We start from the raw sequence: 21,688 nt of genomic DNA, 5'->3' as shown, positions 1-21,688 counted from the left end.
GCCGGTGAGCCTGGACGGCGGCGAGGCGCTCCTGCAGGCGTGCCGTGACCTCGGCGCGGACTACGTCTTCTCCTCGGCGGGTTCTGAGTGGGCGCCGGTGTGGGAGGCGCTGGCCCGCGCCGAGCGCGACGCGATCCCCGGTCCGCGGTACCTGGACCTGACGCACGAGACGCTCGCCGTCGGCATGGCCACCGGGTACGGCCTGGTCACCGGACGCGCGCAGGTGGTCCTCCTGCACGCCGCGGCCGGCCTGTTGCAGGGGGCGAACGCGATCCACGGCGCGCTGCTCGCCGGAGTGCCGATGGTGGTGTGCTCCGGTGAGTCCACCGGGTATGGCGATGCAGCCGGACCGGACCCCGGGTCGCAGTGGTATCGCAACCTCTCCGTGGTCGGCGGTCCCCAGGGAGTGGCGGCCCCGTTCACGAAGTGGTCGAACACCGCCGCCGACGTCGCCGTCGTGCGCGGCATGGTCACACGCGCGGCGGAGCTGGCCGCGGCACCACCCGCCGGCCCGGTCTATGTCAACGTTCCGGTCGAGGTGCTGCTCGCCCCGTGGGCTCCACGCGGTGGCCGTCGGGTCCCCCCGGTGGGGGCCACTGTCGCGAGTGAGGCCGACCTCGACGTCGCTGTTCGGATGCTGGCCGCCGCCCGCCGGCCCGTCGTGGTCACCGAGTCGGGCGGACGTACGACCGCCCAGTGGGCGGCGCTGCTCGCCTTCGCCGAGACGGTTGGCGCACCGGTGGTCGAGCCGCAGTCCGCCGTGTGCGCGAACTTCTCGCGCCGTCACCCCCTGCACGGTGGGGGGGACGCGGCCGACGCTGCCGCCGACGCCGACCTCGTGGTGCTCCTCAGCTGCCGTGCTCCCTGGTACCCGCCGTCCGCGGTTCCCGACGGGATCCGCACGCTCGTCGTCGACGACGTACCCCAGCGACCCCACGTCGCCTACCAGGTGCTCGACGCCGACGCCTACGTGCGCGGGGACACGGCGCTCACGCTGGGCGCGCTCACCAGGAGGTTGCGGGAGATCGGTGTGCCCGACAGCGGGGTGGTCGAGGAGCGCCGTACCGCTGCCGTGGCAGTCCACGAGGCTCGTGAACGTGACCGCCGAGCAGCCGAGGAGCGGGCGGCCGGTCGGCCCGACGGGCCGGTGGACCCCGTAGCGCTCGCGGTTGCGCTGCGCGAGACGCTGCCGGAGGACGCGGTGGTCGTCGACGAGACGATCACGCACAGTCGCCTGCTCGTCCAGCACCTCATGGCGGACCAGCCGGGACGGTACTACTACGTCCAGGGCGGACTCGGCCAGGGCAGCGGATGGGCGCTCGGCGTCAAGCTCGCCGTCGGGGAGCGGCTGGTCGTCCTCACCGTCGGCGACGGCTCACTGCTGTACAACCCGTTCGTCCAGGCGCTCATGGCCTCCCGCGTGCTCGGTCTGCCGCTTCTCGTGGTCGTCTTCACCAACGGCAGCTACCTGTCCATGCGGCACAACCATGTCCGGTCATATCCCGACGGCGCGGCCGTCTCGACGGGGAGGTTCTTCGGCGTCTCCCTCGACGGCCAGCCGGACCCGGCGGCGATCGCGCGCGCCTGCGGCGCTCACGGTGTTCGCGTCGACACCGCACACGAGCTGCCCTCGGCCCTCAAGGAGGCGGTCGAGGTCGCGCGTGCCGGCCAGCCCGCCGTCGTGTCAGTCCACCTCACCCGCTGAGCACTGGGAGAACCCACCGATGCCTGCCCCCAAGGTCCTCGTCCGCGCGCAGAGCCTCCGCACCCTCGTGACCGAGGTCTTCGTGGCCCGTGGGTGCAAGCCCACAGATGCCGAGACCATCGCCGACACTCTCGTGTGGGCCAATCTGCGGGGCATCGACTCGCACGGCGTCTCCCGGGTCCCGCGCTACCTCGAGCTCTTCGACAAGGGGGACTCCGCCCCGGACGCCGAGATCGAGGTGAGTCGTCTCCGCTCGGCGATCGTGCTCGTCGACGCGCACACCGCCCCGGGTCCGGTCGCGATGACTCGCGCGGCGGCCGAGGTCGTCACGGCCGCGGCGGAGACTGGGGTGGCGTGGGCCGCGGTGCGTGGGACGGTCCACACCGGCGCGATCGGCTACTACACCACGCACATCGCCGACGCCGGGATGGCCGGTCTCGGCCTGGTGGCGGGCGGGCCGACGATGGCCTATCACGGCAGCCGCGCGGTCGGCGTCGCGACCAGCCCCCTCTCCATCGCGGTGCCCTCACCCGGGCGACCGGTGCTGCTGGACATGGCGACGGCGGTCATCGCTCTCGGCCGGCTGGCCCAGCTCAAGGCGAGCGGCACCGAGCTGGCGCCCGGGGTCGCGCTGACCAAGGACGGCCGGCCGACGACCGACCCGACGGAGGCGGCGATCCCGCTGCCGGTGGGAGGCGCGAAGGGGTCGGGCATGAGCCTGCTCTTCGAGCTCCTCGCGAGCGGGTTGGTCGCCAACCCCATCGTGAGCCGTTACCACAGCGACGATCCGGCCGGCCGACGGCACCGGCAAAACGGTGCGCTCCTCGCGATCGATGTGTCCGCGTTCCAGCCGCTGGGAGACTTCCAGGCCATCGTCGGTGACACCGTGGCCGCGATCAAGGGCCTGCCACGCGAGGACGAGACGAGGGAGATCCTCGTCCCCGGCGAGCGTGGGGACCGGTCCGAGGAGCAGCGCCGGGCATCCGGCGTGCCGCTCGGCCCCAAGGTGTGGAAGGAGCTCACCGACGCGGCGACGTCGCTCGGGATCGACGTACCCGACCCCATCGAGTGAGCCGGGCACGGGCGAAGGCGCGTTGCCCAGACGCCTGAGCGGGGTCAGGTGCTGTCGCTGACCATGAGGTCCGCGGCGGACAGGTGCTCGACGGTCTCGCCGGTGGCCACGAACGTGCGCGTCACCACCGCCGAGGGATAGACCCACAGGATCACCATCGGTGAGTCACCGGTGTTGCGGAAGGCGTGCTCGATGCCGGCCAGGACGTACGTGGAGTCGTAGGGCACCAGCGGCGTCACCACGCCCGCCGCCTCGACCTCGCCTCTTCCCTCCAGCAGGATCACGTGCTCGTCGCAGTTGTGGGTGTGCAGCGGAGCGCCCGTCCCGGGCGGGTACGTGCTGATGCCGGTCGTCACCTTGATGTCCTCGCTCACGCTCGTCCGGGTCACGAGCGGGAGGGTCTGCACCCCCCCTCCGCGATCGAGCAGGCGAGTATCGGCGGCCTTCACGACGGACATGCGGACACCGTACGTCGCGGCCGTTCCCCTCTCCCCGGAGCGGGCGCGCAATCGGCGCAAGATATGGCTTCGGTCCTGGGGGCCAGTCGTTACCGCGAAACCGTGGACATCGCCGCCGCGTGTCCTCAAGGTTACGAGCGCACGACTTGTGACCGACCTGGAAGGCCCCGGACTGTGCGACTCCCTGCTCTCACCGACCTGACGGAACGTCAGGCGGAGATCAGCGCCCGCATCACCAGCCGGCGCGGCGGAACCCGCGGCCCGTTCCTCGTGTGGCTGCGCAGCCCCGAGCTCTGCGAGCGCGTCGAGGCGCTGGGTGCCTACTGCCGGTTCGAGTCCGCGTTGCCGGAGCGGCTGCGGGAGCTGAGCCTTCTCCTGGCCGCTCGCGCCTGGGACGCGCAGTACTCCTGGAACGCACACGTCGCACGCGCGATCGCGGCGGGCGTGGAGGAGCAAGCGGTCCTGGACATCGCCGCGAACCGCCCGGCGACGTTCGCGAACCGAGAGGACCAGGTGTTCTACGCGTTCGCGACCCGGGTTCTGCGTGACCACTTCGTCGACGACGAGACCTTCCGCGAGGCCCTGGACCTGTTCGGAGAGCAAGGGCTGGTGGACACCATCGGGTGCCTGGGCAACTTCAGCATGCTCGGCATGCTCCTCAACACCTTCCAGGTCGACCTGCAGCCGGACCGCGAACCGCCGTTCCCGGACGTCCGCGGCTACCAGAAGGTCGTGCCCGACTCGGAGCGTGAGGCAGGCTGATGGCGACCACGCGAGGAGACGACCAGGTGTCGACCATGCCCGAGGCGGGGCGGGAGCCGCAGCCCGTCGCCACCGCGCACGCCAGGTCCGAAGGACTTCGTCACTTCGCCGGTCGCTACGCCGTCATCGGCGTCTGGCTCCTGATGATCGCCTTCTACGGCGTCGTGGAACCGAAGCTCTTCCTCACCAAGGCGAGCCTGCAGACCATCCTCAGCTCTCAGCAGCCACTCGTCTTCATGACCATGGCGCTGCTCTGCACCATCTGCGTCGGGGAGTTCGTCGACCTGTCGGTCCCCGCGGTCTTCGGCCTGGCGGCGACCGTGCTGCCCGTCCTCGTGGTCAACCACCACTGGAACGTCTGGGCCGCGTCGGTCGCCGCGATCGCCTCGGCCCTCGCCGTCGGCTTCGTGAACGCCTTCCTCGTCGTGAAGGTCGGCGTCAACACCATCGTGGTCACGCTCGGCATGAGCACCTTCCTGCTCGGCATCTCGCTCTGGATCTCCTCGCTCAACACGATCAGCGGTCTGCCGACCGGGTTCGGCAAGATCGCCCTGTACGACGTGGGCGGGCTGCCCGTCTCCTTCTACTACGGCGTCATCCTGGTCGCGGGCTTCGCCTACGTCCTCGCGTACACCCCGCTGGGGCGTCACATGCGCTTCGTCGGGGCCAGCCGCGAGGTGAGCCGCCTCTCCGGCGTGCGCGTCGACCGGATCCGGTTCGGCTCCTTCGTGGTGTCGAGCCTGCTCTGCGGCGTGGGCGCGGTCATCGCCGTCGCCGCGCTCGGCGGCTACAACGCGACCACATCGGACAGCTTCTTGCTCCCCACCTTCGCCGCGGTCTTCCTGAGCACGGCCATCATCGAGCCCGGTCGCTTCAACCCGATCGGGACCTTCCTCGGCATCTACTTCCTGGAGACCGGCATCCTCGGCCTGCAGCTCCTCGGTCTCGAGGCCTGGGTGTCCCCGGTCTTCTACGGCGGCGTCCTCATCGCCGCCGTCACGATCTCCACCGTTCTGCACAAGCGCGCCACCTAGCGCGGCTTCACGCCAAGTCCTCTGCCGTACGTCAGCCATGTCAGCTCACAGGAGGTCACGTTCCATGGCCACAGCGCCGTCCCCGATGGCACCAACCGATCGACGGGTCAGGTCCGGCGCTCGGCGCCGCACGAGTCTCCTCTCCGGCGTAGCCCTGCTCGCCGCCGCGGCGCTAGGGCTCGCCGCCTGCAGCAGCTCCTCCAGCTCGGGGTCGAGCTCCAGCTCGTCCGCCCCGAGCACCTCGATGGGTACGTCGGCCTCGAGCGGCGCCTCGAGCGCCGCGTCCGCGGGTGGCGGCGCGGCCGCCGGCGTCGCCAAGGCGCAGGCGCAGGTCGCCCAGCTGTCGGCGAAGACCCTCAAGTACCCCGTGCCGACGACACCGGTCTCGAACGTCGCCAGCCTCAAGGGCCGCACCATCTTCTACATCCCGCTCCTCCAGCAGATCCCGACGTTCGCCGTCGCGGCCGCCACGATGAAGGGCGCCGTGGAGAAGGCCGGGCTCAAGCTCCAGGTCTGTAACGGCAAGGCGAACCCGAGCGGCGTGGCTGCCTGCGTCCAGCAGGCCATCACGTCCAACGCCGCGGCGATCGTCCTCGACGCGATCCCCTACGGCATGGCGCAGAACGCGTTGGACTCGGCCAAGTCCAAGGGCATCCCGATCGTCGTGGGCGACCAGTACCCGACCGCCGGCTTCACGAACAGCAACGCGGTGAGCTACGTCCCCGGTGTGACCGACTTCCCGAGCCAGGTCGCGTGGTGGATGATCGCCGACTCGAAGGGTGCGGCCAACGCGATCATCGCCCAGGAGGCGGACAACCCCTCGTCGATGAAGTTCGTCGCCGACTCGCTGTCGATCTACAAGACGTACTGCCCGGGCTGCAAGATCACCGTGAAGACGATCACGGCGACGACCAACGCGCTCCTCGCGTCGGCGACCAGCTCCAACATCCTCGCCAACCCGGACGCCACGTACTACTACACCGAGTTCGAGGACAGCCTGCAGCCGACCATCCAGGGCATCCAGCAGTCCGGCAAGTCGTCGACCATGTCTCTGGCGGTGGGTGCCGGTACCACCAACGGTCTCGGTCTGCTCAAGGCCAACTCCGTGGTGAAGTGCGTGATCGTCGCCGACGAGGCCTACGAGGGCTGGGCTCTGACCGACCAGGCGCTTCGGATGGCCACCAAGACCGGTCCGACCACCGAGACCATCCCGTCCCGGTTGTTCGACGAGAGCAACATCGGCTCGATCTCGGTCACCCCAGCGGCCCAGCTGTCCGGCGAGTGGTTCGGCGACGCCTCGTTCAAGAGCGCCTTCGCCACTCTCTGGGGCGTCAGCTGACGACGCGTCGGGTCAGGGCACGGAGTCCGCGGTGAGCGTCCCGCAGCAGGTCGAGCCGGAGGTCTCGGAGCAGCGCCTGCACGTGGCGCACCTGTCCAAGACCTTCGGTCCGGCTCGGGTGCTGCGGGACGTCCATCTCCGGGTCGCGCCGGGGGAGATCCACGGACTGGTCGGTCAGAACGGATGCGGCAAGTCGACCCTCGTGAAGATCCTGACCGGCATCTACACGCCGGACCCCGGCGCGCTGGTCGAGGTCGACGGTCAGGCACTGAGACTGCCGGTCCAGCCGCTCGACGCGCGGGCCGCGGGGGTGTCGGTCGTCCACCAGAACCTTGGGCTGGTGGACGACCGGACCGTGTGGGAGAACGTACGGCTCGGGCGCTATCGCGCGGCCCGCTTCTCGCGCCGGATCAACCGGCGCGAGGAGCAGGAGGCCGTCGAGGCGGTCCTGGCCCGCCTCGGGCGCCGGCTCGACATCAAGGCGCCCGTGGGGTCGCTGTCGGCGGAGGACCGGGCGGCCGTCGCGATCGCCCGGGCACTGCAGGACCACCGCCCTGGTGGCGGGATGATCATCTTCGACGAGTCGACCCGCGCCCTCGGACGGACGGCCCGAGAGCGGTTCTTCGCCATCGTGGAGTCGGTCCTCGCCGGCGGCGCGTCGGTCCTGCTCATCTCCCACCAGCTCGAGGAGGTCGTGGCGTCGACCGACCGGGTCACCGTGCTCCGCGACGGCCAGGTCGTCGAGTCCGGGGTGCCCACCCGAGAGGTCGACGAGACGGCTCTCACCCGCATGATGCTGGGCCGGCACCTCGTGACCCATCGGCGCGTCGACAGCCATGCGGGCTCCGAGGTCGTCGCCACGGTCGACCACCTGGCCGTCGGGCAGGTGAGCGGCCTCGACCTGCAGGTTCGGCAGGGGGAGATCGTCGGGCTGACCGGTCTGCTCGGCTCGGGTTTCGAGGAGGTGGCCCACGCGCTCGGCGGCGCGCGGCGCGCCCTCGCCGGTCGGCTCAGCGTGGACGGGCGCGTGGTGGCCCTCGACCGGCGACGCGGGTCGACCGAGGAGTTCGTCGACGCCGGGGTCGCACTGGTGCCGGAACGCCGGGTCGAGGAGGGGGTGGCCCTCGAGCTCTCGGTCGCCGAGAACCTCACCCTGCCGCGGGTCCGCAGCCGAGGCAGCCGACTGCGCATCGGCTCCGCCTGGCAGGCCGACGAGGCCCAGCGGATGATCACGCGGCTGGACATCAAGCCGGCCGATCCCAAGGCCCTGGTGGGAACGCTGAGCGGCGGCAACCAGCAGAAGGTGCTGCTGGGCAAGTGGCTGGCGGGGTCGCCGCGGCTGCTGGTCCTGCACGAGCCGACCCAGGCGGTGGACGTCGGCGCCCGGCACGACATCATCGACGCGTTGCGCGAGGCGGCCGCGGGCGGATGCGCCATCGTCGTCGCCTCGGTCGACGCCGCTGACCTCGCGGTGCTCTGCGACCGCGTGCTGGTGTTCCGCGACGGACGGGTCAGCGCAGAGCTCACCGGCGACCTCGACCAGGACGCCATCGTGCACGCCACGTTCGGCCTCGAGCCCGGCACCGGGACGCGCGCCGGATCCTCGCCGGACGACCCCTCCGCGGGCGACGTTGCCCGCTGAAACCTCCTCGCCCCCCGCGAGCGCGCCTATCCTGCTGCCCACGGCCGGCGGCCCGGGACCCTCCCGGGGTGCGGGTCGGCGCAGGAGGGACATGGACCGCATCACGGTGATGCGCAGCTTCGTCGAGGTGGCCCACTCGAACAGCTTCATCCAGGCCGCCCGCAGCCTGGGCATCTCCGGGTCGCTGGTCTCCCGGCACGTCGCCGAGCTCGAGCGCCAGGTGGGCATCCGGCTGGTCAATCGCACCGCCCGCAACGTGACCCTCACCGAGGCCGGGGCGCAGTACGCGGAGTTCGCGGCCCGCATCCTCGACGAGATCGACCAGGAGGACGCCGCGCTGCTCGGGATGCGGGACAAGCCCGAGGGAGCGCTCTCGGTCGTGTGCCCCAAGTGGATCGGGAACCTCGACGTCGGAGACGCGATCGCGGCCTTCTCCGTCGCCTACCCGAAGATCCTCGTGCGCTTCGAGGTGGGCGGGATGTCGGACCGGCCGCACGAGTTCCTCGCCCGCGGCTACGACGTCGCGTTCCACACCAAGCAGGTCCGCGACTCCGGCCTGATGATCAAGAAGGTGGCGGACCTGGAGTTCCTGGTCTGTGCCTCACCCGGCTACCTGGACCGCGCCGGGGTCCCGAGGACGTCCGCGGACCTGGCCGACCACGACTGCCTCGTGCACTCGAACTACCCGATCTGGCAGCTGAGGGAGGACGGGCGGGACGTGCACCTGAAGATCGCGCGCACCGCCTACGTCTCGAACAGCTACCTCACGCTCCAGAAGGCCGCGGTCGCGGGCCGAGGCGTGACCATGCTCCCCGTCGGCCCCGCCCTCGGCGAGCTGCGCTCGGAGCATCTCGTGCCGGTCCTGGACGCCGTGGAGGTCCCGCACCGCTCGCTCTACGTCATCTACGCGCCCGGGAAGTACACCCTGACCAGGGTTCGCGTCTTCCTCGACTTCATCGCCGACTGGTTCCGCAAGCACCCCATCGAGCACCGGGACGAGCTGCCCGCCGCCGCCTCCGGGTGAGCCGTCCGCTTCCTGCAAGGAATGACTGCACCGCAAGCGGTCCCGGCGCGTTGAGTGTCCCGAGACGCCTCCGTAGGCTCGCGGGGACCGCAGATGAGGGAGCCGGGCCAGGGTGTCAGTCGTACGCGTGGAGCGGGCCGTCTACGGTGTCGACGACGTCCCGGAGTGCTTGCGCTTCTTCCGTGACCTCGGGCTGACGCCGCTCGACGCCGATGGCCCCGGGGCGGCGCTCGTCACCCGCGCGGGGCAGGTCGTGGAGCTGCGCCCCGCCGACGACCCCGAGCTGCCGCCCTCCGTCGAGGGCACGAACAGCCTGCGCGAGGTCGTCTGGGGCGTCGACACCGAGCAGGCCCTCGAGGACCTCCTGGCCCGCATCGGCGCGGACCGGCCCGTGGACGTACGGGGGGACTCGGCGCACGCGGTGGACGAGACCGGTTATGGGGTCGGGTTGACGGTGGCCGCTCCGGCTCCGATGGACGTCGACGTCCCGGGCTACAACCGCACCGGGTGGGTCACCCGGTGGAACACCTCGCGCCAGCCCCTCGGCCCTGTGCACCCGCTGCGGCTCTGCCATGTCGCGCTGAACATCCCCAAGGCGGGTCGTGAGGCTGCCGTCGCCTTCTACGTCGACCGCCTGGGCTTCAAGGTCACCGACGACGTGCGGGACATGGGCGTGTTCATGCGCGCCGACGGCGACCAGGACCAGCACACCTTCCTGTTGTGCCACCGGCCGGACAAGGCGGGCGTGAACCACACCGCCTACGAGGTCGAGGGATTCGACGAGGTCGTCGTCGGCGTGAACCACATGGTCGAGCAGGGCTGGCGCGAGTCGCGCCGGCTGGGCAGGCACACCGTCGGCTCGAACGTGTTCCGGTTCGTGCAAGCGCCCTGCGGAGGGCGTGTCGAGCTCGCCGCGGACATGGACCGCGTCGACGACACGTACGGCCCGAACGTGCACGAGCAGGCGCCCCCGCACCACTTGTGGCAGCTCCAGGGCAACCGCGGACAGGAGGCCGGCGAGTGAGCGCACCCAGCACGACACCGGCCGCGGCCGAGCCCGTGGTCGGCTATCACCCCTTGGGCCTGTACGTCGACGGCGCCTGGTGCGACGGCGCCCCCGGGCGCACGTTCGACGTCGTGGACCCCGCGAGCGAACGGGTCATCGGCAAGGTGCCCGTGGCGGAGGCACGGGACGTCGAGCGGGCCGTCGCCGCCGCGCACCGGGCGTTCACGACATGGGCCCAGACCTCGGTCGAGGAACGCTCCGCCACCCTGCGCCGGGCGGCCGGCCTCCTGCATTCCCGGGCCGAGGCCATCGGCTCCGTGATGAGCCTCGAGCAGGGCAAGCCGCTGCCGGAGGCGACCGCGGAGGTGCACCGCGCAGCGACGCTGCTCGAGTGGGACGTCGAGGAAGGGCGTCGCGCGTACGGCCGGATCATCCCGAGCGGCCCCGGCGAGGTGCTGACGGTACGTCGATTCCCGGTGGGGCCGGTCGCCGCGCTGGTCCCCTGGAACTTCCCGGCGGGCGGCCCGATGCGCAAGATCGCCGCCGCGCTCTCCGCCGGTTGCACGATCGTCATCAAGCCCTCGGAGGAGGTCCCGGGCACCGCGTGCGCGCTGGCCTCGGCCTTCCACGACGCCGGGCTGCCCGCGGGTGTGCTGAACGTCCTCTTCGGTGTCCCGGACGAGGTGTCCCGGGCGCTGATCGCCGACCCCAGGATCCGCTTCGTCGCGTTCACCGGGTCCGTGCCGGTGGGCAAGCACATCGCTGGGCTCGCGGCGGAACGCATGAAGCCTGCGGTCATGGAGCTCGGTGGGCACGCCCCCGTCATCGTGTGCGCCGACACCGACCCGGTCGCCGCGGCGCGCGCGTGCGTGCGCGCGAAGGTCGTCAACGCCGGGCAGGTGTGCACCTCGCCGAGCCGTTTCTACGTCCACCGCGACGTGGCGCAGCCGTTCACCGAGGCGTTCGTGGCCGCGGCCGAGCAGGTGGTGGTCGGGCCGGGGCTGGCGCCGGGCGTTCAGATGGGGCCGCTCGCGAGCGCCCGCCGGCGCGATGCGGTGGACCGCCTCGTCACCGACGCCGTGAGCCGCGGCGCCCGGGTGCTGACCGGCGGCCGCCGCCTCGAGGGCGACGGGTTCTTCTATCCGGTCACCACGCTGGTCGACGTGCCGCCCGAGGCGGAGATGCTCCATGAGGAGCCGTTCGGCCCGATCGCCCCGCTGCTCACCTTCGACGACCTCGACCAGGTGCTCGACGAGGCGAACGGGCTGCCGTATGGCCTGGCCGCGTACGGCTTCACCGACTCGGCGGCCACCGCCGAGCGGCTGGTACGCGGCCTCGATGCCGGCATCCTCTCCATCAACCACTGCGGAGGGTCGGTGCCGCAGGCTCCCTCGGGAGGCGTCAAGGAGAGCGGGTACGGCCGCGAGGGTGGTCCCGAGGGACTGTCGGGCTACCTCGTCACCAAGCGCGTCTCGCACAAGCTGGCGCCGTGATCTGGTGCCGTTACCGCGACGTCGAGGGTCCGCGGTTCGCGATCGTCGACGGGGAGAAGGCCCAGCCTGTCGTGGGGTCGCCGTTCTCTTCCCACTACGAGAGCGGCGACCCGCTGCCGCTCTCGGACGTGGAGCTGCTCCCGCCGGTCGAACCACGCACCTTCTTCTGCGCCGGCCTGAACTACCGTGCGCACGTCGAGCGGGCGCTGGAGCACGGCCATACCAGCGTGGTCGCACCGGAGCGCCCGGAGGTCGGCTACCGCGCCAACAGCGCCCTCGTCGCCTCGGGCAGCCCCATCGTGCGACCGGCGGACTACCCGTACCCGCTCGAGGCGGAGGGCGAGCTCGTGGCTGTGGTGGGGCGCCCGTTGCGGCACTGCAGTGTCGACGACGCACGCGCCGGGGTCGTCGGCTGGACGATCGGCAACGACGTGAGCGCGCGGTGGTGGCAGCGCAGCGACCGCACCTTGTGGCGGGCGAAGAACTGCGACTCCTTCAAGCCGATGGGGCCCTTCCTCGTCACGGACGTGGACCCGATGGCGTCCACCACCACGGTCCGGGTCAACGGCGAGGAGAGGGCCAGCTTCGCCACCGGCGACATGATCTTCGATCCGTTCCAGTACATCAGCGAGGTCTCCCGCTACATCACCCTGTCCCCGGGCGACGTCTTGTGGATGGGGACCGACGAGACGCCACCGTTCGTCCCCGGGGACACCGTCGAGGTGTCGATCTCGGGCCTAGGCACGCTCAGCAACCCCGTCGTCGAGGAGGACCAGACGTGAGCAACCGGCCGGCGTACATCCACCACGTCAACTTCCCGACCACGGACCCCGAGCGGACCAAGGAGTGGTACTCGAAGGTCTTCGGGATGAAGTCGGTCACCCCGAAGAGCAACACCAAGGTCGTCCTGATGACCCGGGGGAACTTCGACCTCCACTTCACCCCCGTCGACGAGATGGACCGCATGGCGCCGTACCACTTCGCCATCGAGGTGGAGGACTGGGACGGGTTCCTCGCTCATCTCGCCGAGCTCGGGATCCGGCACACCCGACCGATCGAACGTCCGGAGAACCACTCCAAGTTCTGCTACATCCACGACCCCGACCACACGATGATCGAGCTCGTTTATCACAACCGGCGGGAGTACACCCCGGTGACCTGGCCTCCTGCGTGGGCGGCCGCCGGGACACCCGTCGGGTACGAGCCCTCCGAGCCCGCGGCCACGGGGGTCTGACGTGCCATTCGTCGAGGCGCGCGACGGAGCGCGCGTCTACTACGAGGTCCACGGCAGTGGCCCCGCCGTGCTGTTCGTGCACGGCTCCGGCGGTCACCACATGGCGTGGTGGCAGCAGGTGTCGGCGCTGCGCCAGACGTACACCACCGTGACCGTCGACCTGCGGGGCTTCGGGCGGTCATCCTCCTCGACGACCGGAGGTCCGCTCGATGCCCGCCTCTTCGTCGACGACATCACCGCGGTTCTCGACGAGGTGGCCGCCCAGGGGGTGACCCGGGCGGTGCTCGTCGGGCAGTCGATCGGTGCCGCGGCGGCGCTGAAGGCGGCGTTGCGTACGCCGGCCCGCGTGGCGGGCGTGGTCCTCGCCCACTCCCTCGGTGGCGTCGACCACCCGGAGCTCGCTGCCCTGGTCAAGGCCGACCGCGCGGCCGCGGAGACGATGCCGGTGCTCGACCGCTTGCTCAGCCCCGCCTTCCAGCGGGAGCGGCCGGACAAGGCGTTCCTGTTCCAGCAGATGGGCACGTTCAACACCGCGAAGATGGCCGACCTGACGAACCTGACCAGTGACGGACCCCGGCCCGACGACCTGGCCGCGGCCGGGTTCCCGATCCTGCTGCTCGCGGGCGAGCTCGACGCCGTGCTCAGCGCGACGACGGTACGCAAGGCCGGCGAGCTGCTGCCCGGGGTGGCGGTCGACGTCGTGCCGGAGGGCCCGCACTCCATGTACTTCGAGCGACCGGACCTGTTCAACGCGGCGCTGGTGCGGTTCCTGGGGAGCGTCTACGCCGAGGTGACGGCGTGAGGGTCGAGCTGGCCGAGGCCCGTGGGCTGGTTGACGCCGCCAACGCCGCCGCCGCGGCGATCGGCAAGGTGATCTCCGTGGCCGTCGTCGATGCGGGCGGCTACCTGGTCACGCTCGACCGGATGGACGGCGCTCGGCCGCTGACCCCGAGCATCGCGCTCGCGAAGGCCTACACCGCTGCGGTGATGCAGCGGCCCAGCGCGATGCTTCGTGGCTGGTCGGAGTCCGATCCCGTGTTCTTCAGCCAGGTCGCGCGGATGGGACACCAGCCGGTCGTGGCGACGCCCGGCGGCTACACCCTGAAACGCGACGGGGTCTTCCTGGGTGGCATCGGGGTGTCCGGGGGCAGCCCCGCCGAGGACCAGCAGATCTGCGAGGACGTCGTCCGCGCGGCCGGCTTCGCCACGGAGTTCCCCGAGTGGGGCGGACCCCCGCGCCACTAGCCACTCGTCCGCGCAATCAGCGGCCGGTTCGCAGTCCCCACGCCCACAACCAGCGCCTCGACACCCGGAGCCCACCATGGCCGACGACTTCGGTTACCACATCGACCACCACGGGAGCCTCGTGCGCCCGGCGGAGCTGCTGGCGGCCCGGGCCGGGGCCGACCCGCGCGCCCTCGCCGAGGCCGAGCGCGACGCGGTGACCGCGATCGTCCACGTGCAGCGCCGGCTCGGACTCTCCGCCGTGGGCGACGGGCAGCTCCGTCGGGCGTACGTCGAGTCGGTGGTGCACGACGGGGTCGACGGGTTCGGCACCCCGGAGGCGGAGAACCCGTTGGCCCAGCTCGCGGGCATCCCGTCGGGCCGGCGCCGGTCCGTCGCCGGGACCCCTGTCGCGAAGGGACGACTCGCCGAGCACGAGGCGTCGCTGGTCCTGGCGACCACCCAGCGCCCGGTGTTCGTCACGCTGCCCTCGCCGGGATACCTCGCCGTCGCCGGCGGCACGGCCGACAGCTCGTCGCTGGCTGCGGCGGAGCAGGTCGGCCCGGCCCTCGCCGGGATCATCCGCCAGGAGGCGGCGGCGCTCGCCGCGCAGGGCGTCGTGTACGTCCCGCTGGCCAACCCGCTCTACGCACCCCTGCTGACGGTGGCCGGACGTCACCAGCTGCGCGCCGCGGGCCTCGACGTCGATGCTGCGCTCGAATTGATGGCGAGGGTCGACGACGCCGTCTTCGACGGGCTCGACGTACCGGATGACTTCCGGCTCGGGCTGGACCTCACCGACAGCGGACCCCTGCCGACGACGGACAAGGGGTGGGATCTCGCGTCACTGCACCGGCTGCTCGACGGGACCCGGTTCCGACGGATCTGCGTCGACTTCCCCCGCGACCCGCAGGCGCGCCTGCCCCTGCACGAGGTGAAGCCGGGCCTCGTCGTGAGCCTCGGCGTCGTCGATGTGACCGACCCGGCCGAGGAGTCGGTGGAGGAGCTTCTCCCGCTGTGTGACGCGGCGGTCGAGGTGCGCGGCACCGACGACGTCGCCATCTCGACCAATGCCGGGTTCGCGCAGGCGGCATCCGATGGAAGACTCAGCGCGGAGCAGCAGAAGGCGAAGCTGCGGCTCGTGGAGACCCTGGCCCGCTACTACTGGGGCAACGAGATCTGAGCAGCACCGAGGAGGCGCGCCCCATGCCCACCGCCACCGCACGTGTGGCCACCGAGACTCCCGAGCGATACGCCAAGCAGCTCTGCGATCACCTCGGTCACCGGTCCGAGGCGAGCTATGCCGACGGACGCGGACGCATCACGCTCACCAAGGGGGTGGTCGTCCTCGAGTCCCAGCCCGGAGAGCTGGTGCTGACCGCGGACGCCCCCACCGAGGACGACCTGGCCGTGGTGTGCGACGTCGCCGGCCGCCACCTCGAACGTTTCGGCCGACGCAACGAGCTGAGCGTGACCTGGGAGCCCCCGCAGGCCTGAACCCCCTCTGGCTCTACCGTGGCGGGAGTGGGGCTCGCCGGCGAGGCGATGCCGCACTGGCGGGAGGTGTCCCATGGCGGCGCGCCGCGTGGTCGGGTCTGGAGGACCGACGGTACGCCTCGAGGCGTCAGCGGCGGGCGGGCGGCTGACCATCACGGCCGCGGCCGCGATGGACCCCGAGCGAGTGCTGCGCGAGCTCGACGTCCCCGCTGAGGGGCTCGAGGCCGAGGAGGTCGTGCGTCGGCAGGGTCGCTACGGGCTCAACGCCGTGGCCTCACACCGGGTCAACTGGGTCTCGGTCCTGTGGCGCCAGCTGAGGTCCCCGCTGCTCGGCCTGCTGTTGGCGGCCGCGCTCGTGTCGGCCCTCGTCGGCGAGGGGACGGACGCGAAGATCATCGCGATCATCGTCGCCGCGTCCGTCGGCCTGGGGTTTGTCAACGAGTACCGCGCGGAGAAGGCGGCCGAGGCCCTGCACAGCCAGATCCGCCATCAGGCCGTGGTGACCCGCGGCGGCCGCGCAGTCTCCGTCGACGTCACCGAGCTGGTCCCCGGGGACCTCGTCGAGCTCACCCTCGGCGAGATCGTCCCGGCCGACATACGGCTGGTCGAGGTCTCGGACCTCGAGTGCGAGGAGTCGGTGCTGACTGGGGAGTCGCTGCCGGTCGACAAGACGACGCTCCCCGTCCCCGAGGGCAGCAGTCTCGCGGAGCTCAGCTGCTGCGCCCTGATGGGAACCGTCGTCCACTCCGGCCGCGGCCGGGGGGTCGTGGTGGCCACGGGCGCGGTGACGGAGTTCGGCGTCATCGCTGCCGGCCTGAGCACCCATCCTCTCGACACCGAGTTCCAGCTCGGCCTGCGCCGCTTCTCGATGATGCTCGTGTACGTCGCCGGCGTGCTGACCACCACGATCTTCGTGTTCAACGTGCTCCTGGGGAAACCGATCATCGACGCCCTGCTCTTCTCCCTCGCCATCGCCGTGGGGATCACTCCGCAGCTGCTTCCCGCGGTCGTCTCCACCAGCCTGGCGGCCGGGTCGCGTCAGATGAGCAAGCGCAAGGTGCTCGTCAAGCGCCTGGTCTGCATCGAGGACCTCGGCGACATCGACATCCTGTTCACCGACAAGACCGGCACTCTGACCGAGGGCCGTATCGAGTTCATGCGAGCCGTCCCCACAGACTCGATGGACGCCGATACCTTGCTGCGCTGGGGGCTGCTCTGCACCGAGAACCTCACCGCCGGTGCCGCAGTCGGCGGCAACCCGCTCGACCAGGCGCTGTGGCAGTCCCCAGCCGCAGTGACCTTGCGCGAGGGAGCCGTCCGTGTCGAGCGGCTGGCGGTCCTTCCCTTCGACCACGAGCGCCGCATGGTCTCGGTTCTGGTTCGCCTCGACGGGCGTCTGGTGCTCGTGACCAAGGGTGCGCCCGAGTCGGTCATCGACCGCTGCCGCGACGTCGCGCCTGAGGCGCACGATGTCCTGGCGCGGGAGTTCGCCGCTGGCAACCGGGTGGTGGCGGTCGCCTCCCGGCCGATGGGCCGGGAGGGTCCGCTGGCCGCGTCCGACGAGTCCGACCTCACCCTCCTCGGCCTGCTCGTCTTCCTCGACCCGCCCAAGGTCGACGCGGCCCAGGCGCTGGATCGGCTGGCCGGTCTGGGCATCACCGTCAAGGTGGTGACCGGAGACAATCCCGAGGTCGCGGCCAAGGTGTGCCATGACCTGGGCCTCACCGACGGGAAGGTGCTGACCGGCCGGGACATCGACGCGCTCGACGACACCGCTTTGGCCGCCGCCGTCCCCGACGCCACGGTGTTCGCGCGGGTCAACCCCGAGCACAAGGCCCGCATCGTGCGCGTCCAGCGCCTCAAGGGGGGCGGCGTCGCGTTCCTCGGCGACGGCGTCAACGACGCGCTCGCGCTGCACGCGGCGGACGTCGGGATCTCGGTCGACTCCGCCACGGACGTCGCCAAGGACGCGGCCGACGTCATCTTGCTGGCGAAGGACCTCGACGTCCTGGCCGATGGCGTCGCCGAGGGGCGCAGAGTGTTCGCGAACACCATCAAGTACGTCCTGATGGGCACGTCGAGCAACTTCGGGAACATGTTCTCTGCAGCGGCCGCGTCACTGTTCCTGACCTTCCTTCCGATGCTCCCCTCCCAGATCCTGCTCAACAACCTGCTCTACGACACCAGCCAGCTCGCCATCCCGACCGACCACGTCGACGAGGAGCAGCTGCGCAAGCCCTCGCACTGGGACATCGGGTTCATCCGCCGTTTCATGATCTGCTTCGGACCGCTGAGCTCCGTCTTCGACCTGATCACGTTCGCGATCATGCTGGGGGTCTTCCACTCCGGTGCGGCGCAGTTTCGTTCCGGCTGGTTCGTGGAGTCCCTCGCCACCCAGACGCTGATCATCTTTGCGATCCGCACCAGGCGTGTCCCGTTCTTCCGCAGCCGTCCCAGCCTGCCCCTCACACTGGCCGCGATCAGCGTGGTTCTCGTCGGCGCTGCGCTGCCCGCATCGCCGCTCGGACCGACGCTGGGCTTCGCGCCGCTGCCCGGGGGCTTCTTCGCCGTGCTCGTCGGCCTGGTGATCGCCTATCTGGTCCTTGTCGAGGTCGCCAAGACGCTGTTCTTCCGGGTTCCGACCGAGCCCCGCCTGCCGCGGCCGTACAGCCCGCTGCCGCACCGCGCTCGCCGGGCGGCGCGCTTCAGCACCGCGCAGCCCAGGCCCCCCCGACGACCTCACGGGCGCACGCGCACCGCGGCAGGATGACCGCGATGAGCAACGAGGACTTCCCTTCCGCGGCGCACTGGGACGGGCGTCACCGGGACGGCGGCGTCGAGTCGGTCAGCTGGTTCGAGGCCAACCCCTGGATGTCCGTGGACCTGATCTCGCTCACGGGGCTGGACCCGTCGACACCGACGATCGACGTCGGGGGAGGAGCCAGCCGGCTGGTCGACCGTCTTCTCGGCGCCGGCTGGTCCGACGTCACCGTTCTCGACGTGTCGCAGGAGGCGCTCGACTCCGTGCGCGCCCGGCTCGCAGCTCCCGTTCCCCCTGGTCTCCAGCTGCTGCGCGCCGACCTCAGGACGTGGACGCCTGATCGTCGCTACGGCCTCTGGCACGATCGCGCCGTCTTCCACTTCCTCGTCGAGGAGCAGGACCGTCACCGTTACCGGCAGCTTCTCTCCCGCGGCCTGGCTGCGGACGGAGTCGTCGTGATCGGCACCTTCGCGGCGGACGGGCCGACGCAGTGTTCAGGCCGGCCGGTCGCCCGCTACGACGCACCGGCGTTGCTCGTAGCGCTGGGCGGCCCGTTCGACGTGCTCGCCGAGCGGCGAGAGACTCACCGTGCCCCGGACGGCGCGTTGCAGCCCTTCACCTGGCTGGCGCTGCGTGCCCGTCAGGCGCCGGCGCCGTAGCCGCGCAGCGCGGGAAGGTCCAGGACGACGATCCGGCCACGATCCAGCGCGATGGCGCCACCGTCCGCCAGGTGCTCCAAGGCCCTCGACACCACCTCGCGCCCGCAGCCGAGCGACGTGGCCAGCTCGCCCGGGTCAAGCGGCTCGAGCTCGCCGCTGTGGCCTGCCCGTTCGGCCAGCCGGCGCGCGACGCCGGAGACGGGTACGCCTCCCGCGGCCAGCGTCCTCGCGTCGGTCCGTCGCCTCAGCTCGGCGGTGTGCGCGGTCAGCTCCGGGAGGTCCACCCCCTGCGAGCCCAGCCCGGCCGCGAGGTCGAGTGCGCTGATCGCGACCAGGTCCACGTCGGTGAGGGCGTAGGCGGAAGCCGACCGGGGGCCGCCGTCGATGGCGGCGAACTCTCCGAGGACGTCGCCCTCGTGCAGGTCCACGACGTGGTGGCGTTCCTCCACGACGACCCGCACCGACCCCGACCGGACCAGCAGGGCGTCGGTGCTGCTGTCACCCTGGGCGAAGATCAAGGAGCCCTCGGGGTAGCGCCGGCGGGTCCCGCCCGCGGCCAACTCGGTGACGACCTGGGCGACGATCCCCGGCATGGCCGAGCTCATCAGGCGCTCGCCCGTTCGGGCGAGAGGCGCACGACGGACAGGTCGACGGTGGCCGGCAGGACCTCGAGCTCCAGCGGCGGGAAGCCGTTGAACCCGACCGTGCTGTAGCTCGTCGTGTACGCGCCGACGGACCGGATCACGATCCGCTCGCCGGGTCGCAGGTCGAGCGGCAGCTCGTAGTCGACGGTCTCGTAGAGGATGTCGGCGCTGTCGCAGGTCGGGCCGGCGAGGACCACCGGACCACTCGCTCGCCCGGGCGCGCCGCCGTAGACCTCGATCGGGTAGCGGATGGCCTCACCGAGCGTCTCGGCGAGTCCGGAGAAGGCGCCCACGTCGAGGTAGACCCACCGGTGCTCGTCGCTCGCCGACTTCCGGCCGACCGTCACGACTTCACACGCGAGGGCGCCGGCGTCCCCGACCAGGTAGCGGCCGGGCTCGACGAGCAGCTGTGGCGGCAGCGCCGGTCCGAGCCGTCGGCGCACCGCGTCGGTGATGGCACGGCCGTACTCGGCCGTGGGCGGGACCCGCTCGACGTACGAACCCGGGAGCCCACCCCCCAGGTTGACCAGCTCGAGCTCGATGCCGTCTGCCCGCAGCTCCGCGCGCAGGTCCGCCACGAGGGCGAGGGCGCGGTCCCAGGCCGCCGGGTCGAACTGCTGGGACCCGACATGGAAGGAGATCCCCGGCCGCAGGCCGCTCCTCGCCGCCCGCCGCAGCATCCCGACGGCCAGCCCTGGGGTGCAGCCGAACTTGCGGGACAGCGGCCACGCGGCACCGAGCCCGTCGCACAGGACTCGGCAGAAGGCTATGGACCCCGGCGCGAGCTCGATGAGCTTGTCCAGCTCGCTGTCGCTGTCGAAGGCGAAGGTGGTGACTCCGAGCTCGACGGCCTCGCGCACGGCGCTCGCCTTCTTGACCGTGTTCCCGAAGCTCATCTGCTGCGGCTGCACACCCACGTCGAGGCACTGGCGCACCTCGCCGATGGAGGCCACGTCGAAGGACGAACCCATCCGGTTCAGCAGGCTCAGCACGTCCGGTGCCGGGTTGGCCTTGACCGCGTAGTACACGGCGACGCCGGGGAGCGACTCCACGAGCTCGACGTACTTGTGAGCGACGACGTCGAGGTCGAGCACGACGTACGGGCTGCGGTCGGGATGTGCGTCGATGTGGTCGCGCTGACGCTGAGTGAGGGTCATGCAGTCCTCCCGGGGCGGCAGCCCGAGTCTGCTCCTGTTCGCGCGGTCAGGACGAGGCTCCCCCCGGACATGGTCCTTCGTGGCGTCAGGTCCGCCCCAACGGGCGAACCTGACCAGCTCGCACGGCAGGTCCCCGCCGGGCCCTTGGGCCCTGGCCCGGACCGGCCACGACCGGCCACCGTGGAGGGGTTGGCGATCGTCCTTCTCGGCACGGCCAACCTCCGGTCGGTCACCACCTGAGAGTGAGAGGAGGCCGACGATGTCGACTGCCGCGACACCGGGTGCCCTCCCTGCCCCGAGGCCGTACGCCGTCCGTGTCGACGCCACGCTGCAGGTGCCCCTGTCGCGCTGGCTGTGGCTCGTCAAGTGGGTCCTCGTGATCCCCCACCTGGTGGTGCTCGCCTTCCTGTGGCTGGGTTTCGTCGTCGCCGCACTGGCCGCGCTGGTGGCGATCGTCGTGACCGGGCGCTACCCGCGCCCGCTGTTCGACTACAACCTGGGCGTGCTGCGCTGGACCTGGCGGGTGGCCTACTACTCGGAGGGCGGTTTCGGGACCGACCGCTACCCGCCGTTCTCCCTCGGCGAGGTGCCCGACTACCCGGCGCGCCTCGACGTGGAGTACCCAGAGCGGCTCTCCCATGGCCTGGTCCTCGTCAAGTGGCTCATCGGGCTGCCCCACTACATCATCGTGGGGATCTTCGTCGGCGGGTCCTGGCTGGCGCTCCAGCACAGCTGGGTCAGCCTCGGGGGTGGCCTGGTCGGGTTGCTCGCCGTGGTCGCGGCCGTCGTGCTGGCGGTGACCGGCCGCTACCCGAGCTCGCTGTTCGACCTGATCATCGGCCTGGACCGCTGGGTCCTGCGCGTGGCGGCGTACGCCGCTCTGATGACCGACACCTACCCGCCGTTCCGGCTGGACACGGGCGGGCACGAGCCACCCCTCGGCTGATGCGAGCGGCCTGCCTCGAGGGCGATGCCGC

The 21,688-nt window shown here is 71.3% G+C and carries 21 protein-coding genes and 1 pseudogene; 18 read left to right on the top strand and 4 right to left on the bottom strand.

From position 1 onward, the window contains the following. Positions 1-4: 4 nt before the first annotated feature. Positions 5-1,705: a thiamine pyrophosphate-dependent enzyme gene (locus VMI11_09540; protein ID HTY72650.1), complete on the top strand. Its 1,701-nt coding sequence runs from the start codon at positions 5-7 to the stop codon at positions 1,703-1,705. Positions 1,706-1,724: 19 nt separating this feature from the next. After that, a complete protein-coding gene (locus VMI11_09535; protein ID HTY72649.1) occupies positions 1,725-2,777 on the top strand; it encodes an Ldh family oxidoreductase in 1,053 nt (350 codons plus the stop codon). 44 nt (positions 2,778-2,821) lie between these two features. On the opposite strand, the gene VMI11_09530 is transcribed toward VMI11_09535, so the two are convergent. Then, the gene (locus VMI11_09530; GenBank protein ID HTY72648.1) at positions 2,822-3,235 is read right to left on the bottom strand and encodes a cupin domain-containing protein; all 414 of its coding nucleotides are present in this window, start codon (positions 3,233-3,235) and stop codon (positions 2,822-2,824) included. A gap of 174 nt (positions 3,236-3,409) precedes the next feature. Between VMI11_09530 and VMI11_09525 the strand changes: the two genes are divergently transcribed. Continuing rightward, positions 3,410-3,997, top strand: coding sequence for a carboxymuconolactone decarboxylase family protein (locus tag VMI11_09525; GenBank protein ID HTY72647.1), 588 nt, complete (start codon positions 3,410-3,412; stop codon positions 3,995-3,997). Between the two features lie 35 nt (positions 3,998-4,032). Beyond that, the gene (locus tag VMI11_09520) at positions 4,033-5,031 is read left to right on the top strand and encodes an ABC transporter permease (GenBank protein ID HTY72646.1); all 999 of its coding nucleotides are present in this window, start codon (positions 4,033-4,035) and stop codon (positions 5,029-5,031) included. A gap of 45 nt (positions 5,032-5,076) precedes the next feature. Here the strand turns inward: VMI11_09520 and VMI11_09515 are convergent, their stop codons facing one another. Beyond that, positions 5,077-5,436, bottom strand: a complete 360-nt coding sequence (locus VMI11_09515) for a hypothetical protein (GenBank protein HTY72645.1) — start codon at positions 5,434-5,436, stop codon at positions 5,077-5,079. Here VMI11_09515 and VMI11_09510 point away from each other — a divergent pair. The 13 genes and pseudogenes from VMI11_09510 (at position 5,399) to VMI11_09450 (ending at position 18,910) form a co-directional block, all read left to right on the top strand. Further along, positions 5,399-6,370 (top strand): substrate-binding domain-containing protein, encoded by a 972-nt coding sequence (locus VMI11_09510; protein HTY72644.1) that lies wholly within the window; start codon positions 5,399-5,401, stop codon positions 6,368-6,370. The two genes, VMI11_09515 and VMI11_09510, sit on opposite strands and share 38 nt — an antisense overlap. Before the next feature lie 31 nt (positions 6,371-6,401). After that, entirely contained in the window at positions 6,402-8,012 is a 1,611-nt protein-coding gene (locus VMI11_09505) for a sugar ABC transporter ATP-binding protein (protein HTY72643.1), read from the top strand. A gap of 91 nt (positions 8,013-8,103) precedes the next feature. Continuing rightward, positions 8,104-9,036: a LysR family transcriptional regulator gene (locus VMI11_09500; GenBank protein HTY72642.1), complete on the top strand. Its 933-nt coding sequence runs from the start codon at positions 8,104-8,106 to the stop codon at positions 9,034-9,036. A 112-nt stretch (positions 9,037-9,148) separates the two neighbouring features. Next, positions 9,149-10,060, top strand: coding sequence for a VOC family protein (locus VMI11_09495; protein HTY72641.1), 912 nt, complete (start codon positions 9,149-9,151; stop codon positions 10,058-10,060). Next, the gene (locus VMI11_09490; GenBank protein ID HTY72640.1) at positions 10,057-11,535 is read left to right on the top strand and encodes an NAD-dependent succinate-semialdehyde dehydrogenase; all 1,479 of its coding nucleotides are present in this window, start codon (positions 10,057-10,059) and stop codon (positions 11,533-11,535) included. The genes VMI11_09495 and VMI11_09490 overlap by 4 nt, the downstream gene beginning before the upstream one ends. Next, a complete protein-coding gene (locus VMI11_09485; protein ID HTY72639.1) occupies positions 11,532-12,317 on the top strand; it encodes a fumarylacetoacetate hydrolase family protein in 786 nt (261 codons plus the stop codon). Before VMI11_09490 ends, VMI11_09485 begins: the two co-directional genes overlap by 4 nt. Then, positions 12,314-12,676: pseudogene (locus tag VMI11_09480) on the top strand (VOC family protein). The gene VMI11_09485 and the pseudogene VMI11_09480 overlap by 4 nt, the downstream one beginning before the upstream one ends. Positions 12,677-12,770: 94 nt before the next feature. Next, on the top strand, positions 12,771-13,571 hold the full coding sequence (locus tag VMI11_09475) for an alpha/beta hydrolase (GenBank protein ID HTY72638.1): 801 nt from the start codon (positions 12,771-12,773) through the stop codon (positions 13,569-13,571). After that, complete coding sequence (locus VMI11_09470) at positions 13,568-14,014, top strand: heme-binding protein (protein HTY72637.1); 447 nt, start codon at positions 13,568-13,570, stop codon at positions 14,012-14,014. Before VMI11_09475 ends, VMI11_09470 begins: the two co-directional genes overlap by 4 nt. Positions 14,015-14,090: 76 nt before the next feature. After that, complete coding sequence (locus VMI11_09465; GenBank protein ID HTY72636.1) at positions 14,091-15,176, top strand: methionine synthase; 1,086 nt, start codon at positions 14,091-14,093, stop codon at positions 15,174-15,176. Between the two features lie 23 nt (positions 15,177-15,199). Continuing rightward, on the top strand, positions 15,200-15,490 hold the full coding sequence (locus tag VMI11_09460; GenBank protein HTY72635.1) for a DUF2218 domain-containing protein: 291 nt from the start codon (positions 15,200-15,202) through the stop codon (positions 15,488-15,490). A 73-nt stretch (positions 15,491-15,563) separates the two neighbouring features. Next, positions 15,564-18,260, top strand: coding sequence for a magnesium-translocating P-type ATPase (gene mgtA, locus VMI11_09455; GenBank protein ID HTY72634.1), 2,697 nt, complete (start codon positions 15,564-15,566; stop codon positions 18,258-18,260). Between the two features lie 5 nt (positions 18,261-18,265). Next, positions 18,266-18,910 carry a methyltransferase domain-containing protein gene (locus tag VMI11_09450; protein HTY72633.1) on the top strand — a complete coding sequence of 215 codons (645 nt, stop codon included), beginning with the start codon at positions 18,266-18,268 and terminating at the stop codon, positions 18,908-18,910. Here the strand turns inward: VMI11_09450 and VMI11_09445 are convergent. Continuing rightward, entirely contained in the window at positions 18,892-19,515 is a 624-nt protein-coding gene (locus VMI11_09445; protein ID HTY72632.1) for a Crp/Fnr family transcriptional regulator, read from the bottom strand. The two genes, VMI11_09450 and VMI11_09445, sit on opposite strands and share 19 nt — an antisense overlap. Continuing rightward, positions 19,515-20,711 (bottom strand): type III PLP-dependent enzyme, encoded by a 1,197-nt coding sequence (locus tag VMI11_09440; protein HTY72631.1) that lies wholly within the window; start codon positions 20,709-20,711, stop codon positions 19,515-19,517. The genes VMI11_09445 and VMI11_09440 overlap by 1 nt, the downstream gene beginning before the upstream one ends. A gap of 259 nt (positions 20,712-20,970) precedes the next feature. Here VMI11_09440 and VMI11_09435 point away from each other — a divergent pair, with 259 nt between their 5' ends. Further along, positions 20,971-21,657, top strand: a complete 687-nt coding sequence (locus tag VMI11_09435) for a DUF4389 domain-containing protein (GenBank protein ID HTY72630.1) — start codon at positions 20,971-20,973, stop codon at positions 21,655-21,657. Positions 21,658-21,688 lie beyond the last annotated feature (31 nt).

The organism is Actinomycetes bacterium, from assembly GCA_035506535.1.
Lineage (GTDB): Bacteria > Actinomycetota > Actinomycetes > DATJPE01 > DATJPE01 > DATJPE01.
The sequence above is the reverse complement of the archived record's forward strand: the minus strand, read 5'-3'. Positions and strand labels throughout refer to the sequence as shown.

Bases quoted from the DNA above. Each gene is read 5' to 3' on its own strand.
- VMI11_09535 (HTY72649.1), top strand. From the start codon at position 1,725: ATGCCTGCCCCCAAGGTCCTCGTCCGCGCGCAGAGCCTCCGCACCCTC.
- VMI11_09530 (HTY72648.1), bottom strand. From the start codon at position 3,235: ATGTCCGTCGTGAAGGCCGCCGATACTCGCCTGCTCGATCGCGGAGGG.
- VMI11_09520 (HTY72646.1), top strand. From the start codon at position 4,033: ATGCCCGAGGCGGGGCGGGAGCCGCAGCCCGTCGCCACCGCGCACGCC.
- VMI11_09500 (HTY72642.1), top strand. From the start codon at position 8,104: ATGGACCGCATCACGGTGATGCGCAGCTTCGTCGAGGTGGCCCACTCG.
- VMI11_09465 (HTY72636.1), top strand. From the start codon at position 14,091: ATGGCCGACGACTTCGGTTACCACATCGACCACCACGGGAGCCTCGTG.
- VMI11_09460 (HTY72635.1), top strand. From the start codon at position 15,200: ATGCCCACCGCCACCGCACGTGTGGCCACCGAGACTCCCGAGCGATAC.
- mgtA (HTY72634.1), top strand. From the start codon at position 15,564: ATGGCGGCGCGCCGCGTGGTCGGGTCTGGAGGACCGACGGTACGCCTC.
- VMI11_09450 (HTY72633.1), top strand. From the start codon at position 18,266: ATGAGCAACGAGGACTTCCCTTCCGCGGCGCACTGGGACGGGCGTCAC.
- VMI11_09445 (HTY72632.1), bottom strand. From the start codon at position 19,515: ATGAGCTCGGCCATGCCGGGGATCGTCGCCCAGGTCGTCACCGAGTTG.
- VMI11_09440 (HTY72631.1), bottom strand. From the start codon at position 20,711: ATGACCCTCACTCAGCGTCAGCGCGACCACATCGACGCACATCCCGAC.
- VMI11_09435 (HTY72630.1), top strand. From the start codon at position 20,971: ATGTCGACTGCCGCGACACCGGGTGCCCTCCCTGCCCCGAGGCCGTAC.